The following is a 15,883-nucleotide window of genomic DNA, read 5'->3' on the forward strand; positions in this document are numbered from 1 at the left end:
TGATCTCGAATCCGGGCCTCATCAATTTGGATCACCTGACCCATGGCATTCCCATCGTTCATTCAAAGCTCCTTCATTCTAGAAGAAGCCGTCAATCCTGAAAGTGCGAAAGACTCTGTACGTTATCCGAAAAGGAAGCCTGCATCACGGATTAGAGGATCCCCACCAACGGTCCGAATGGCAGGCCGAGCCCTTCGCGATGATTGGTAAGTCTACCTTTTTATCAAGAGAGCACCATTGTGTTTTGCCCCCTCCCCGAGGTCGAGCTTGGTTCCGAAGCCGTGAATTTGCGGCGCCGCTTCGCCTGAGCAGCCAGCAGCGGACCACCGACGTGTTCTTCTCAGACCAGATGAGGCGCCCAGCTCGGCACCAAGTGCGCGAAGATCTCGATGCGCCAGGAAACGTGAAGCGGTCCTAGGCTCCTTCGCGCGCCCCACGGAGCAAACCCGGATTGATTTGATGTGTCATTGCCTGGCCATCTCGGCATCAGCAGCGCCGGTGAGGTCGAGCTCGGCGAGGTTCGCGCAGTCGGCGCTCGCGTCGCCACGGTGATCGGACGCGATCGCGACATAGAGCGCTGGAAGCACGAATAGCGTGATCAGAGTGCCCACAGACATGCCGGCGGCGAGGACGAGCCCGATCGAGAAGCGGCTCGCCGCGCCAGCTCCCGTTGCAGTCAACAAGGGTATGAAGCCCGTGACCATCGCCGCCGTGGTCATCAAGATTGGGCGCAATCGGACGCGTGCCGCCAACTCTATAGCCGAGCGACGGTCAAATCTCTCCTTGAGCTGCAGCTCATTGGCGAACTCAACCATTAGGATGCCGTGCTTAGAAATCAACCCAACAAGGGTCAACAGTCCAATCTGGGTGTAGATGTTCATGGTCGCCCAGCCGAAGAATGGCGGAATCAACGCGCCGACCATTGCCATCGGCACGCTGATCATGATGATGAGCGGATCGCGCAGACTTTCGAACTGCGCCGAAAGCACCAAGAATATGATGATGAGTGCAAATGCAAATGTAATGGCGAGTTGATTACCCTCTTGCACATACTGGCGCGCGTCGGCCAGGAAGTCGTGGCTGAAGCCTGCGGGCAGTTTCTTCGCCTGGGCTTCCAGGAAATCCACAGCCTGTTCGATCGTGACGCCGGGCATCGGCACGGCCTGAAAAGTCGCGCAGTTGAGCTGGTTGTAGTGGGTGAGCGCGTTCGGATCGGTGGCGGTCTCGACGGAGACCACGGTAGACAGCGGAAGCATTGAGCCGGTCGCGGTCTTTACGTAATAGCTCCCGATTGCCTGCGGCACCAGGCGTTCCCCTCGGGGAACCTGCGGGATCACCTGGTAAGAGCGGCCCTGCAAATTGAAGCGGTTGACATAGTTTCCCCCAAGCAAGGTGGCAAGCGCATTGCCTATAGTCTGCATGGTGATGCCAAGCTCGTTAGCCTTAGATCGATCAACCTTGATTCGTACCACCGGCTGGTTGAACTCGAGGTCGGAGTCGCTCACCATGAACAGGCCGCTCTTACGCGCGGCATCCTTCAGCTTTGACATCTGCTCGTAGATGGATTGGAAGCCAAGGGTCGAATTGATCACCATCTGCACTGGTAGCCCGTCCGAACCGCCCGGAAGCGGAGGCAAGCTAAAGGCAAACGCGTTGATGCCTTCGATTTTTGACAGCTCGGCCTGGACAAGGGACTTCAGTACAATCGATGATCGCTTGCGCTCGTCCCACGGCTTGAGCAACATGCCGGCTAGGCCACTCTGCTGGCCGCTAACGCCATTGAGCACGAAGCTCAAGTCAGTCTCTGGAAATTTCTGGAACGCGTTTTCGAGCTTGGTGCCGTAATAGTCGAGGTAGTCGATATTGGCGTATTTCGGCGCCTTCGTTAAAGCGAATACGATCCCTTGATCCTCCTCGGGGGCGAGTTCTTTGGAAGTGTGCATATAGAGAAAGCCGACGAGGCCAAGCATGGTTAGCGCAAACAGGCCCGTAACCGGTCGATAGTCAAGCGAGCGGTCGAGCTTGCGGCCATACCACTGTGTCATGGCGCCGAACCCACGGTTCACAAATCTTGCAAACCGTCCCCCCTCGGCGCGCTTCAGGAGGAGCGAGCACATCATCGGCGATAGCGTCAAAGCGATCACGCCCGAGACGATCACCGCTCCCGCTAGCGTAAACGCGAACTCGCGGAACAGCGCACCGGTGAGGCCGCCCAGAAATCCGATTGGGGCATATACCGCAGCCAAAGTAATCGTCATGGAAACAACGGGGCCGACGATCTCGCGCGCTCCCGCTGTGGCAGCCTTTCGGGGCGTTGCACCTTCTTCTAAATGGCGGTGAATGTTCTCCACCACCACAATCGCGTCGTCGACTACGAGACCGATAGCGAGAACCATTGCAAGGAGGGTCAAGAGATTGAATGAAAACCCCAGCAACAGCATCATGCTGCAGACACCAACGAGCGACAACGGAATAGTGATAATAGGAATGATGACCGAGCGCAGCGAGGCCAGGAACAGGAAGATCACTAGCACAACGACCACGACGGCCTCAATGAGCGTCTTCTCAACTTCATCGATCGATGATTGAATAAATTTGGTGGAGTCGTAGGCTACTTTCATCCTCAGTGACGGCGGCAGGTTACGCTCGATTTCCGGAAACAGCCCTCGAACGCCTCGCGCTATGTTTAGAGGATTTCCTTGCGGGCTCGCCTGCACGCCGACAAAGACCGCGTGCTCGCCGTTCATCGCGACACTAATGTCAGCAGTCTGCGCGGCAAGCTCCACTACCGCAATGTCCTCCATGCGCACAAAGCCACCGTCATTGGCCTTCACGATCATGCGCTTGAAATCTTCAACACTCCGCAGATCCGTATTTGCCGTGACATCGGAGATAGTGAAATGGCCCTTGATCTGGCCCGCCGCGGCCTGGAAGTTGTTAGCGGCGATTGCAGCCGAAACTTCAGCCGGCGACACGCCGTGCCCAGCCATTTTCGCAGTATCGAGCCATAGCCGCATCGCAAAACTCTGGCCGCCCAGAATGTCTGCCGCAGCAACGCCGTCGACCGTTGAAATAACCGGTTGCACGACGCGTGAGAGATAGTCGGAGATCGCACTTGCCGCCAGTTCCTCGCTGGAGAAGGCGATGTACATGACAGCAGTCTTCTGACCCGTCGACTTCGTGACGACTGGATCGTTTGATTCCTTCGGGATCAGGTATTTGACTGAGTTGACCTTGGAGAGCACCTCCGTGAGCGCTTCGTTGGGATCGAAATTGAGCTTGATGTAGACTTTGATGGTCGAAGCACCAAGCACAGACGAGGAACTAATGTAGTCAACGCCCTCGGCGGACGCGACTGCCTGCTCCAGGGGAGAGGTGATGAACCCCTGGATCATGTCGGCCGAAGCGCCAGGATAGGAAGTCGTAATATTGACGACCGTATTAGATAGCTTGGGATATTGCCGGATCGGCAGTACGGTGGCCGCGCGCAAGCCGATCAGCAAGATCAAGGAACTGACGACGATAGATAATACCGGACGTTTGATGAAAAGCTCGGTAAATGCCATATCGACTCATGTTTCAAGAGTGGGATGCAAATTCGCCGCAACTTATAAAGCGGCAATGATCACCAATGCTGCGGCTGTGCTAGAGCCCCCGGTATGAGGGACGCGCTATCGGCTACTCTAAGATCTCACGTGCTCGCGGATGCGGACGCCCTATCCTTCGCTTCCATGTTCGTCGCTCGAGTGAATGCGCTCTGATGGCTGATCCCCATCTAAGTGATGGGCACCTGCTATAAAGCCCCTCGTCTTCTTAAGTGCAATCGGCCGAAGGTCCGGACTCAAGACTCGTCGCAACACCTGATTGGCACTCAACGAATTATAGCGAGGCAGCAGCTCAGGTTTCGCACTGACCCGCAGACCAAATGATCGAGGTTCGACGTCGAAAGTACAGACGACCTGACGGGTGCTCAACTCTACAAAGGTAAATGGGTGATATAGTCTGGGCTGTAAAGCACTATACCAAGGTTTGTCGAATTGATCGCTGATCGCCGTAGAGCAAAACTCGTGATGTTGCCGGACACAAAGTTTAGGTCCCACAATATTCCGTACGCACCTGCTACCTATCGCTTCGCTAAGTCGCTGAACAAGATCGCCTCGGAGTCGGCCCTCCGCTACCAGCTCGACGCGCCTTTCGGAGATGCTTTGAGCATTTCTTGCCGCTCAATATGCTGCGAACCGTTTAGCCACGCATTGCGCTACCGAGTTGGCAACCCCAGTAGGACGTTGTCGATCAGCCGCGTTGAGCCAACGTAGGCTGCCGCACAAAGCGCCGCGGGGCGCCGCAGTGGACTATCGGCAGTTTTGAGCGTGTCACCGTCGACAAGTTCAAGATACTGCAGTCTGTCAACCGCCTCTAAATGCCCCTTGGCGACCGCAATCGCTTTTCTACGTTGCGCTCTCCCGAGCGAAATTCGTCGAGCGCCGCGGATAGTCCACGATTGATCGCAAGGGCCCGCTGACGCTCTTCTTTGCTCAGATAGCGGTTGCGACTGCTCATTGCGAGCCCATCCTGTTCGCGAACGGTTCGTACAGTGACCATCTCGATCGGGAGATTGAGATCAATTACCATGCGACGCACGACTGCGCATTGCTGAAAATCCTTCTGCCCAAAAAACGCGACATCGGGCTGCACCATGTTGAACAACTTGCATACGACGGTCGCGACACCGCGAAAATGTCCAGGCCTGAAGACTCCGCACAGAGGTTTGGCGAGGTCGCCCGGTTCAACGAAGGTTTCGAAATGGCTCGTATAGACCTCCTGTGTATCCGGCGCGAAGAGGATCGCAACACCGCCATCACGGCACAGTCCCTCATCACGTAAAAAGTCGCGCGGATAGCTACTGAGATCCTCGTTTGGTCCGAACTGAGTGGGGTTGACGAAGATGCTGACGACGGTGACGTCGCATTGCGCCTGGCTCGCCGCGATCAGCGCCAAGTGGCCATCGTGGAGATAGCCCATTGTCGGCACCAATCCGACCCGTTGATCGGCACCGCGGGATTTTGCGAGAGTACGGCGAAGTTCAGCGACCCTCGTGATTGTTTGCATGTGGAGCTCTATATCAAGTTGGGTTGGAGGGCGCCCAGTTGGTAATTGCTTCTTCGACGCCTTCGGGAAGCCTATAGGACTCTTGCGGTCCCGGGAATGCACCACCGCGGACATCCGCGGCCCAGCGCGAAAGCGCATCATGCAACTGCTGAAAGCCTTCTGCATAGGCGCGAACGAATTTGGGGCGATGACCTCCAGTGAGGCCCAGCACGTCGTGAAACACGAGTACCTGGCCTGAACAGTCCGGGCCGGCGCCGATCCCGATCGTCGGTATTGTCAAGGATTTGGTTACTCGAGCAGCAAGCTCGGCCGGAATGCCCTCCAATACCAAAGCGAAACAGCCGGCCTCCTGCAGACGGTGAGCGTCATCGAGCAAACGCAACGCTTCATCCGCTGTCCGACCCTGCACTTTAAAGCCCCCCATGACGTTGACGCTCTGGGGCATAAGACCGAGATGACCCATCACAGGAATCTCGCAATCGACGAGGGCCCGTACCATCTCGATTCTCTTGCCACCGCCCTCGAGTTTCACCGCAGCTGCGCCTCGCTGCAGGAATCCGCCGGCATTGCGTATGGTTTCCTCGACGCTGACGTGGAAGCTAAGAAATGGCATATCGGCGACAAGTAAAGCACGAGGCTTGCTGCGTACCACGGCTTCCAGATGATGGTTCATCATCGCAACGCTCACTGGAAGCGTATTTTCGAATCCAAGGCAAACGTTACCCACACTGTCGCCGACGAGAATGATGTCGACGGACGGATCCGCGATACGCGCCGCAACCGCGTCGTAGGCAGTCGTCATGACGAGACGCCGAGCGTCCTGCTTCCACTGCTGCAGCATGGGAATTGTGATGCGATCGATCGGCTGCTCGGAAACGTGGCTCATTTGGACCTCAGTTCGATTTTGCGGTGCGAATGTGGCAAAGCTTGAACTCCGCTTAACTCGCCGACGATTTGGAAGTCATAGCTACCCACACCGTTCGAAATGATCGAATATGCCGGGCGATCAGTAGTCTGGTTGCTGCGAAACGCAAGTGAACCTCTTCCGCTTCAACTCAACTAATTTGCTGCTCATCCAAGAAGGAGAACAGCAAACAATGAGTTGGTCACGGGATTGGCAGATCCGCGCAACAGCAGCGTTGAGAGCACAGCAACGCGAGCGCCTACGCTGAGAAATGCTTAGCAGCGTATACTGTTCTCATTTGAAGAACGTTCAGCCTTCCGCACACACGGTACTTCCTTACGGAGCGTGGAGGAAAATTGTCAACTTGCGGAAGAGAAAAAGAAATCGACGGCTCAAAAATGGCCCGCGGATGGATGAAAATCCCTTTGGTTGCGCCATCATCGCCGGGAGACTTACTTGGGTTGTCTGTTGGGTATGCGGGCGTGGGTCGGCCTCCGCCGATTCGCCGACCGGCTGCCGCGGTCGGCGACCTATCCGGTCCGGTCTAGAGCAGCTCATCGGCTGGATCGACGATGTGCAGTGTAGAATTCCTTGAGGTCCGCCGAGGTGACGCAATACTGCGGCGTGACTAAGATCGTGTTTCCAAGCCAGCGCAGCAGCAGATCTCGATCGCTAAAGAGCCCCTATGAAGCTTGGTGCCGATTTGCTCGAGGCCCAGGCGTTCGCACGCTTTGCGGGAAGCAGAGGTTCGTAGCAGGGTCCGTTGTCGGTCGTGACCTGCTGACCTTGACGCCGATGCTTGTGGCGTCGCCGCCTTGAGGAGGGCCGCGGCGCAGCCCTGCCACTCGCTTCGCCTCGCTGAACGTATTTCGGGAGGCATCCTCGTTCAGACGTCAACATAATCCCGGCCAGGTTCTTCGCCGCGTACCCGGAGGCTGCTCTTTCGAGTCCGACCACCATTGATCGATGGTCTACACGGTTGGACTTGCCCATCTTTTTGATAGCGACGTGTCAGCTCACCGGGACGTTCACGTCCATAGCGCCGCACCGGCTCGGCCGGGTCAAGCCGCGCAATCGGCGTGGCGCGGCCGTCGCACTCCGAATTCGGCGCGTGTGGCAGGCAGAGCTTGGCGTTGAAAGAGCCTTGTAGAGCGATCACGCTCCATCGACGCCTGCCCCTGCGGAACGCTTGACCCACTTGGTGACGGTCTTGGCCGAGCTATTGAATTGCAGCGCGGCTGGCCTTTGTCAGGCCACTACGACCCCCCTCGGCACCATGGCTTCCCGATCTTTCGGCGTCAGAGCCGCGTCCTTATGGGTGCCTATCGATCCTCCACGAGCGGGCTAAAGCTTCGCCAAGTTCAGCTTCCTCGTTCACGAGAGGTTGGACCACTTACCGAAAGCTCACACTAGTGGTCTCACAGACATGCTACCCGAACCGGCTGACACCCATGCGCCCCCTCTAAAAGCGCGCGTATGCGCGCAGCGATCTGCCGTGCTTCCTTCGGCCGCAGGTCGGGTTTTATGCAATCGAGTATGGCTAGCATTGCCTGAACTTCATCCATGTTCAATGTGGCGAGCTTGCGATCTGATAGTCCCAGAGACTTATCGGCGGCACGGACCTGATTGGCTACAAGCACCGCAAGCGCTTGCGACCGCAGGGACGTGATATGCTGCTCGAATATGTGCATTTTTGCCCTGTAGCTGCCCTATGGGCATGGTGTCGCAAGCGCTGGTGGCCAACCCGGTCACAAAGACTGGGGCTGGCCACCTTTGCTCCCATGAGGCTCAAATTCTCAAGGGCGACCTAGTTATATCTTCGAGAAGCAACGAAGGGCACCTACCAAAATAGATCGGTCCCATCTCATCGGCGATTCTTTAAGCTGGGTCTTTACCTTGAACCAATTGGAGACACCAGCATGACCCGACACGTGGGCGTTCCTAGAAAACCGTGCATAAAAAACAATGACAGGCCAAACGCACATGAGAGGCGCAAGAATGTTGGCAGAGTAAGTCCAGACGAAGCGCGATAGAATCAGTCCATTGAGAAGATTATCCGAGACCTTGAAAGCCGCGACGGGGAGCACCGCGTTGAAGAATCGGACGACGCTGTCGGCATCGTCGTCGCCACACACGGCAGACACAATTGCATCAAGACAACAGCGGACTGGATTTAGCCAGGCAATCTCCTTTCCCTTCCTGAGTGTTGGCGAAGATTGATCGGAAGCAGTGCGGGCGCGACTCGGCGCCGCTTGGTTGCGCTGGAGCAGACGCTGTCCCTACCCCGCCCGCACTGCCAGTTGAACTTAGCAGAACTTCAATCAGCGCTTTTCCCCGACGCATACACAGGGGGAGCGCTTTCCCTGCCACCCAGCTAACTGCTCCAAACTGAGCTTCAAGCGGCGCAAGAAGCTGATTGCTTGCAGAACGAGCAAAATCGGCAGAAGGAGAACTAACCCGCGAGTTGGAAGCATTGCGGGCGCGCTCGGCGCCTGGGGCATCATGAGGCACTATCCTGCCGCATCCGCAGTGCAATGAGCTTAACGGAAGCGTGACTCGGCACATGGTGGTCCTTCAGCTCATGCGCTGTCCCCGCCACGCCCCCGTTAAACCCAACGATTCTTTATCGGGGCTGGCTTACCGAAAGCTGACAGACCTGCACAATTTACAAAACGAAAGGCGACCCATGTGGGCGGGCCGCTTGCCGTTGGCAGCGATATCGCCGTTTACGCCTCAGATAACAGTCATTCGGCGCGCTTGCGATCAGCGGCACCCGCATTGAGACTACGCGCCGGATTGACACTCAGCCAATCCACTGCACGTTTGATGACTGATCGGCCGTATGACCTCACGCCCCCTGGCTCGTGGGCTCTTCGACCATGCAGGATTGGCCATTCGGATTGCGCATCAGTTGCTCTCGAATTTGAATACGTCGCGCCGCTTACCGGCTCGTGCTCCACGCTGGGTTCGCGTGGGGAGGACGATTGGGCTCCGATTCGTCAAAATGCTTAATGAGCTCGATCAGCCTATCTCCCAGTAATGCGCGAAAACTAGACGCAATTAGCGAGTTCGAGAGAAAGCAGCGCGGATGCGACTCGGCGCCGATGTCCACCGGGGAGGTGGATAAATGCGCTATCTGCCGCATCCGCTTCGCCGGAACGCTAGTCAGCCTCGGGGATCACAAGGCTAACCCGCCCGGCTTTCCCGTGAGGCCCGCCGCCTCAGGGTACAGTGGGACTTTAGCGAGAGAGCGGCCTCGGGTGACCTACCAGCATTGGTAGTCATGCACAGCACGGCGGCGCAAATGGGCAAGCACACCACGTTGAACCACCTTGCATGAAGGCAGCACGCTTCGCGCCGGGTTCGGCGGTATCGGCCGCTCCGTAACGCCGTTATCCAGAGCGTCTCTGCGGATAAGCACTGGAGCTCCCTCACTACGCCGCGGCCTTTGTCGGGCCGATATAGCTCCCGGCGCTGTTCGCCATTCTGGCGAGCTTCTCGTTGCCCAGCGCCTCTACGCGCCCCTTGCTTTGCGAGAGACCAAGGTGTGGCAACCACGGCTTCCGGCGGCGAGCGTTCGCTTCGAGGCGTTTGTCCCTCGGGCTAGCGTCTGCGGCAGGCTTCCTGCTGTTTATGGAGCGCAGTTGCGCGATGAAGTTCGCGGCGAACAGCTCGATGTCAGGCAGAGCCTTTGATTTTTTAGAGAGGCGCAAGCGTCTGCATGCTTTTCTTTCACTAAGCATCGGTCAATTCCTTCTCTCGCGAGCGACCAAACGGGTTCCCGTTCCCAAAGATGAAACCACACGAGCAACGCCATGACGGGCTATGCGTGCCGCAATGCAGTCGCGCCTTTCAGTCAGCGCGTGGCTCCGAATTCCCGCAGGATCCTTCGCGATGGACCCCGAGAATTCGCGCGGCCTCAACCTGTGAGGCTGCGAGGCGATCAGCGTTGATGTTATCTGTGCTCAGCATAGCTTTGAAATTCGCGTCTGCCGGTTCGTCAACGGCATGCCACCATTTTGCTTCGCCGAGACACGGCGGAACAACTCGCAACATTGGAAAGCGTGAATGTGCGGGATCGGCTGCGAAAATACGCGCGGAAGAGAAGTGCTGCCGCCGTCGTCGAGCGACCTGCCATGATCTGTTCGGCGAGGACGATCGGAAAGGACCTTGTAGCTGCGCAATGCTCAGGTAGACCATCTGATTTGCGCGTTTGCCTCTTCGCTCTCGCCAAAAATCTCGACTCATCTGCGATATCTAGTACGCGCGGCAAAGATTCCTCGCCTGCCGAACCGCAATGGGCGGCGTTTGGCGCACCAGCATTGGGCCTCCTCTGCAGCTTAAGCGAGGTCAAGGAAGCTATGACCTATCGGATCTAAGAGGGCGCAAAAGACGTCGCTGATCGAGATCAGAGAAACCGTCCATGGTGACAAAAGCGATCTCAGCGGCGCTCCGGCATGGGCAGCCGCCTCGACTCATGCTGACGCTTGCCAAGGAACGTGTCCGTCCGCTATGCAGCAGATCGCGAAAGCATCTCAAGGTTCTGGCTAACTGCAATCGACGAGCAGGATCGGGCATGGCTCACCCGTTAGTGTGTCGAAGTATTCCGAGGCCCAGAAGGTCTAGAATTAGAGGGGAGGCAGCGCGGGCCGGGCGTCCGCGCTGTTCAAAGCTCTGAAACTACCAACTCCGCGCTGCCAGCGGAGTTAAATGACGTGTGACTCGGCGCTCGTCGGAGAGGCCCTTGGAAAGCGCTGTCCCTATCACGTGCGCCACTAACTTCGCTCGCCAGCGTCGCGGTACTGCAACGCTGCCGCCTCGCACCCTTGGGGCGGCTGCCCCGAGGGCGCCCTGCCTTCTATCGTCGAGACGTCCCGCAAGGCACCTGCCAGATTTGGTAGGTTGAGCTGTCTTACATGGGAGAAACTGAAGCGTTGTGCCGACCACTCCTGCCCCCCGCGCCCAATCCTGAAGCCGCTTATCGCGAGGGAGCAATTATGAGCTTCTGGCTTGTGCACCGTAGCAACGCATCTGATTCCCGACCCCGCATCATTGGAGCGCGCGTGAAAACACCGGCCATCTCACGGGAATATCAAAATGTCAGAACCTGAAGGCATTTCGCAGAATTCGCTACGTATGCGCGTCCTTCATCTGAGACAAAATTCGGCAGACGATCGTACCTGGCCATATGCTTATTGCGGTTGCGCCAATGCCGTATGAGAGTCTTTCTAAATGGATCTTCGAAACCGGTTCCACATGGCAGCTGACAGATTTGATGGGTAGGCTCCCCGTCACACGACGTTAGCCATCAGGAGTCGCAGCAACATGCGCACGAGGGTCGTGCGCCAGCGAAGCGCATCGATTTCGTCAAAGATGCAATATCCAGGCCATAGGTCGAGCCATAGCAGTCTGTCTGATGGTTGCGAGAACCGCGAAGGCTATTTCCGCTCGCTGGGTAGACCTGCCTAAGGACGATTGAACCATCCACCGCCTCCTCGCCCACGGTCTAGCTAACGGCTCCAATCAGGCCGAACTGGTGGCGAATTCGACAGCTGGAATAGAGTCCTTTGGCCAGGCCCGGAGTTTCCACTTCGGTATTCGCTAGATGGGAGAGGTTGTGCGCTTCCCAGCAGTATCAATTCCATGCACGCAAAGCCGTTCGCTCCTTGTCCTTTTCTTCGCCTAGGCATCCAATTTCACGACGAGTTCATAGCGGCCGTTGCACTTAGTCATCATCCGAGCAGGATGCTCGAGATGATCAGTTCCCCCCACGTCGTCTTGTCGACTGACGCCAGCGTAGGTGCGTGCACCTCGTTGAGCTGCGCGATTGCCTAGAGGTTCGATCGTGCGGGAAGCCGATCGCAAATTTTCCTTGCAGGCGAATCCAGATAGGGCGATCTTACGCCTCGCGCGAGTACTTGCCCGTGTGGCCGCGAGGGAAGATCATGAAAGACAGCTCATCGAGCGAAGCGGGGAAAAGAGCGACGATCTATGCTCGATTCTCAACCGATCTTCAGAACGAGCGATCGATTGAGGATCAGCTTTCACTTTGTCAGAGCTATGCCGAGCGCGAAGGATTAATTGTTGTCAGTACCCATGAAGATCGGGCTCGTTCGGGCGGGTCTGTCATGGGCCGCGAAGGCCTTCTACGGATGTTGGACCAAGCGCGGGAGAGATCCTTTGACGTGGTGATCGTCGAAGCGCTCGATCGCCTCTCTCGCGACATGGAAGATCTGGCTGGCATTCATAAGCGGCTGTCATTTCTCGGGATCGAGATCCGGGCGGTCCACGAGGGCGTCGTTAACACCGTGCTGGTGGGCCTTCGCGGCTTGGTCGGACAACTTTATCGCGAGGACAATGCGCACAAAGTGCGTCGCGGCCAAGCGGGGCGGGTCAAGCAAGGTTTGGCTGGCGGGGGCCTGACGTACGGATACGCAGCGGTACCTGGAAGAAGTGGTGAACGAGTGGTTGTCGAGGCCGAGGCACAAGTGATCCGGCGCATCTTTCAGGAATACGTGGACGGTCGTACGCCTCGGGAAATCGCGCATGATCTCAACAACGAGGGCGTACCACCTCCGCGGGGGCGAGGCTGGAATGCGTCAACAATCAATGGCAATCATGAGAGGCGCGCCGGCATTCTGCCAAACGAACTTTATGTGGGGCGCCTTGTCTGGAACAAAGTCAGGATGGTGAAGGACCCCGACTCGGGAAAACGCCTGTCACGACCAAATCCGAAGAGTGGCTGGCAGGTGGCTGAAGTGCCGCATCTTGCAATTGTCAATCCAGAGCTATTCACGGCTGCTCAGCAACGCAAGGAAGAGCGCGGTCACATCCACCCCAGCCACCAACGTCGGCCTCGTCGGATGCTATCCGGACTGCTCCGGTGCGGCTCATGCGGTTCGGGTATGGCAACTAATGGACGCCACAAGTCAGGCCGCATTCGTATTCGCTGCTCTGCGGCGAAAGAGAGCGCCACATGTTCTGATGCCAAGACCTTTTATTTAGACGCGGTCGAAAGTGCGGTCCTCAGCGGGCTCAGGGCCGAACTGCGTGCACCGACGGTTTTTTCGGAATACGTACGAACGTATCTGGAGGAGCGGAAGCGCCTCCTAGCTACATCACAGGCAAAGCGGCACCGCCTTGAGCAGCAGCTAGGGCAGTTGAGTCGAGAAATCGAACGACTGGTGGATGCGATCGCAAAGGGACATGGCGATCCGTCCGTGCTCGGGCCGCGATCGACTGCCTTAGATGCCGAACGAAAGCGGATATCTGAGGAGTTACAAAGCGAACCACCCGCTCCGATCGAAATTGCGCTGCATCCGGCCATCCTCAAACGATATGAGGAGCAACTCGGTCGGCTTGAAGAAGCACTGGGTAAAGGTGTCAGTGCGGGCGACGGAGAGGCCGCAGAAGCCATTAGAGACTTGGTCGAGACGGTCACCGTGTTCCGCGAACCGGAACGCCCAGGTGGTTTAGCCGTCGAGATAGCAGGCCGGCTAAACGCCCCGCTCGGAGAAAAGGCCTATCCAAACAGAGTCAAGGGAGTGTGGGGAAAGGTGGTAGCGGGGGAGCGCTACCTACGTTCCCCCCGACACCTTTCCGCTGAGTTTATGGTTTCCGTGGCCTAGCCTTCGGTTGAGCAAGTTACTTCAATTGCTTAACGATGGTCCCGAGTGCTTTTGGAACTCTTCTGCTGCATAGCACCCTGAACAAGATCGCGGATAAGTTGCATCACTTCTATTCACCGGCCAGAGGAGATGTATGATCTCGGGGGTTGGCTGTGGGGCTTGAATGACACGCAAATCTTATCCCGGACTTTTGCTCAATCAAAATAAGCATCGATTTTATTTTGCAACCATTCCGGTAGACGACCTTTTTCCTAGCTGTTTTGTCGCGAGAAGGGATGACGACCCGCTAACTGGATTTCAGCGGTCCCTCAATGAAGCACGAGCCGACGATATTGCTAAGTATCTCGCCGATGGCTCCGGATCAATTCCAAGCAACATCGTTTTGTCTGCCCAAACGGGTGCAGCTTTTCGATACATGCGCCGAACGAAATCTATTTCGTTCGAGCCAATCAAGAAGGCTTTCTTAGTTCTTGATGGACAGCACCGGCTTTGGGGTTATCACAAGTGTCGGGTTCGGCACCGTGTGCCTGTTGCTATCTATTCGGACCTTTCGCCCGCCGAGGAAGCAAAACTATTTGTGGACATCAATACAACACAGCGAGGTGTGCCAGCGGCGCTGCTGCTTGATATTAAGCACATCGCTCAGTTGGAGTCCGACAAAGAGCAAATCCTTAGAAGCATCTTTGACCGTCTAAATCGGGATGCTGAAAGTCCACTTGCTGGACGGCTTAGTCCTGCCAAGAGCGCGACCGGAAAAATCTCCCGCGTCACCTTCAATCGTGCAATCGGGTCGAGTTTAACCGGAGGTGTGATGTCCGAGACAGGAGACGACCAGCGGTACAAGCTCATCCGAAATTATCTAAACGCATTCGATGCGGAACTGGAGGATAGCTCTCTCCTGACCCGGTCAACTTTCTTCGAAGCGATTTTCAACATCTTCGATCAAGTCATTCAGACCGCGATTTCCACCTCGAAAAGCGCGAAGCCAGAAGCCATTCGCAAAATCATAAGACCGCTTGCGCGTTTGAGCTATCGGGGCTCGGGCGGGCAGTCGCTCCTTGACAAGAAGGCGATGACAGAGCTGATGCAATCTACGTTGAGAGCTAAGACGCCTATTAGCAACGAGATGCTTTAATGCTTCCTCAAGGCCCTGCTTGGCAGAGCCTTCGGCAGCAAGCGCTGATGGTTGTGCCCGAGAGAACGGTAGTACTAAAAACTAGACCGACGACGGTGCGGGAATGGCTATCAACCGGAGCCTTCGTTACGGCTGCAACCTCGCGCCGAGAGTTCCTCCTTTCAGCTTCCCATGTCGAGATAGCCGCTGCCCTTCATTCGGAAGTAGCGTTCTACCTAGATCACGCTGCGGAACATTCGGTTACGCTGCGAAACCAATTGGGTTCAGGGCGTTGGTTTAGCACCGGTTGGGTATGCGTAACTTTCTACTATTGGGCGTTTTTTCTCGCTCTTAGCCTAACGCGCATGCTCGGGCGAACCGCGGTATTTTTGGAAAAGCCACAAGTTCAGTCGCTTCATACGTTATCTGCGATGGCATCCCCCTCACCCGGAGCAGGCGCGTTTGTCATGGAGTGCTCGCCATCCAACACGTTAGCCTATGCCGATGTGAAGCTGACGAAATCCAGCCAGACCAGGGTACACAATCTCGTTTGGCAGTTAGTCGCCGAAGAAATCGCTAAACTAGCAAAACTCACGATTTCCGGCGATGACGAAGATCGCCTTTACCTTGCGCTTTTGACCGCTTTTGATTTTCTCGGAAGCGCATGGCCGTCGGACCTAAGGAATGCGGTGAACTACAGGCCGGGTGAAGGCTATTCCGCTGGTCGCGTCGCAGGCAAGATAAAGGCGTTCGCAGCAGTCAAGGTTGATCCGCCCACTAGCTTCGACGCAAGCTTAGGACGACTAGAAGACGCAATCTCCTCGATCTCAAAATCTTCGACCGTCGTCGATGACCTAAACCTGTCGTCAAAAATTCTTCTTGAAACGACAATCGTGCTCGATGCTCTCTGCCATACACTTCATTCCGAAGTGATAGCGCGAAGGCGTCTTGACATTAGATGGCAAAATGCCCGCAGCACATTTCTTAACCGCCAATTTTCTTTGTATAACGAGCCTAAGTGGCCTTTTGCCTGATCCAAGGGCTTCGGCCTCTCATTGAGAGCAAGGAGCTGCACTCAAGGGTAATTAACCAAGCCGCCATCCTCGCGCCCTACCGGCGTGGTCGGTG

Annotated in this window: 6 protein-coding genes and 1 pseudogene; 3 read left to right on the plus strand and 4 right to left on the minus strand. The window is 56.5% G+C overall.

Features of this window, described 5'->3' with window-relative positions; genetic code table 11:
* Positions 1–464 precede the first annotated feature (464 nt).
* The 4 genes and pseudogenes from EHH60_RS31360 to EHH60_RS31390 all read right to left on the minus strand — a co-directional run bounded on the left by EHH60_RS31360 (position 465) and on the right by EHH60_RS31390 (position 9,756).
* Positions 465–3,566 carry an efflux RND transporter permease subunit gene (locus EHH60_RS31360; protein WP_124163214.1) on the minus strand — a complete coding sequence of 1,034 codons (3,102 nt, stop codon included), beginning with the start codon at positions 3,564–3,566 and terminating at the stop codon, positions 465–467.
* 692 nt (positions 3,567–4,258) lie between these two features.
* Positions 4,259–5,109: pseudogene (gene panC / locus EHH60_RS31370) on the minus strand (pantoate--beta-alanine ligase).
* A gap of 13 nt (positions 5,110–5,122) precedes the next feature.
* Entirely contained in the window at positions 5,123–5,995 is an 873-nt protein-coding gene (gene panB / locus EHH60_RS31375) for a 3-methyl-2-oxobutanoate hydroxymethyltransferase (RefSeq protein WP_124163216.1), read from the minus strand.
* A 3,452-nt stretch (positions 5,996–9,447) separates the two neighbouring features.
* Positions 9,448–9,756, minus strand: coding sequence for a hypothetical protein (locus EHH60_RS31390; protein ID WP_124163218.1), 309 nt, complete (start codon positions 9,754–9,756; stop codon positions 9,448–9,450).
* A gap of 2,202 nt (positions 9,757–11,958) precedes the next feature.
* On the opposite strand from EHH60_RS31390, the gene EHH60_RS31395 reads away from it, so the two are divergent.
* The 3 genes from EHH60_RS31395 (at position 11,959) to EHH60_RS31405 (ending at position 15,789) form a co-directional block, all read left to right on the plus strand.
* Positions 11,959–13,641 carry a recombinase family protein gene (locus tag EHH60_RS31395; protein ID WP_124163219.1) on the plus strand — a complete coding sequence of 561 codons (1,683 nt, stop codon included), beginning with the start codon at positions 11,959–11,961 and terminating at the stop codon, positions 13,639–13,641.
* A 163-nt stretch (positions 13,642–13,804) separates the two neighbouring features.
* On the plus strand, positions 13,805–14,776 hold the full coding sequence (locus EHH60_RS31400) for a DGQHR domain-containing protein (RefSeq protein ID WP_124163220.1): 972 nt from the start codon (positions 13,805–13,807) through the stop codon (positions 14,774–14,776).
* The gene (locus EHH60_RS31405; RefSeq protein ID WP_124163221.1) at positions 14,776–15,789 is read left to right on the plus strand and encodes a hypothetical protein; all 1,014 of its coding nucleotides are present in this window, start codon (positions 14,776–14,778) and stop codon (positions 15,787–15,789) included. The genes EHH60_RS31400 and EHH60_RS31405 overlap by 1 nt, the downstream gene beginning before the upstream one ends.
* The last annotated feature ends 94 nt before the right edge of the window (positions 15,790–15,883 follow it).

Origin of the sequence: Bradyrhizobium sp. RP6, from assembly GCF_003837805.1 — a bacterium.
Classification (GTDB): Bacteria; Pseudomonadota; Alphaproteobacteria; order Rhizobiales; family Xanthobacteraceae; genus Bradyrhizobium.

Coding starts and splice junctions, on each gene's coding strand:
- EHH60_RS31405 (WP_124163221.1), top strand. CDS start 14,776: ATGCTTCCTCAAGGCCCTGCTTGGCAGAGCCTTCGGCAGCAAGCGCTG.
- EHH60_RS31360 (WP_124163214.1), bottom strand. CDS start 3,566: ATGGCATTTACCGAGCTTTTCATCAAACGTCCGGTATTATCTATCGTC.
- EHH60_RS31400 (WP_124163220.1), top strand. CDS start 13,805: ATGACACGCAAATCTTATCCCGGACTTTTGCTCAATCAAAATAAGCAT.
- EHH60_RS31395 (WP_124163219.1), top strand. CDS start 11,959: ATGAAAGACAGCTCATCGAGCGAAGCGGGGAAAAGAGCGACGATCTAT.
- panB (WP_124163216.1), bottom strand. CDS start 5,995: ATGAGCCACGTTTCCGAGCAGCCGATCGATCGCATCACAATTCCCATG.
- EHH60_RS31390 (WP_124163218.1), bottom strand. CDS start 9,756: ATGCTTAGTGAAAGAAAAGCATGCAGACGCTTGCGCCTCTCTAAAAAA.